The organism is Paraburkholderia sp. J63 (genome assembly GCF_905220245.1).
In the GTDB taxonomy this organism is placed as follows: Bacteria; Pseudomonadota; Gammaproteobacteria; order Burkholderiales; family Burkholderiaceae; genus Paraburkholderia.
Window position 1 is genome coordinate 1 of record NZ_CAJMZF010000200.1, and the last position, 349, is coordinate 349.

At 65.3% G+C, this 349-nt stretch carries 1 pseudogene; it reads left to right on the forward strand.

Annotation, left to right across the window (positions count from 1 at the left end):
• Positions 1-349: pseudogene (locus U5775_RS39165) on the forward strand (NADP-dependent malic enzyme); the annotation flags it as partial.

The following is a 349-nucleotide window of genomic DNA, read 5'->3' on the forward strand; positions in this document are numbered from 1 at the left end:
AACCACCATCACGGAAGAAATGAAGCTCGCGTGCGTGCGCGCGATCGCGGAACTCGCCGAAGAAACCGACCAGGGCGACGAAGTGGCGAAGGCCTATGAAGGCCACACGCTCGTATTCGGCCCGGAGTACCTGATTCCGAAGCCGTTCGACCCGCGCCTCATCATCAAGATCGCGCCGGCCGTGGCGCAGGCCGCGATGGATTCGGGCGTGGCCACGCGACCGATTCAGGACATGGAAGCCTACCGCGAGCAGCTTGGCGCGACGGTCTACCGCTCGGGCATCGTGATGCGTCCGGTGTTCGCGGCGGCCAAGTCCAACTGCGCGCGCATCGTGTTCGCCGAGGGCGAA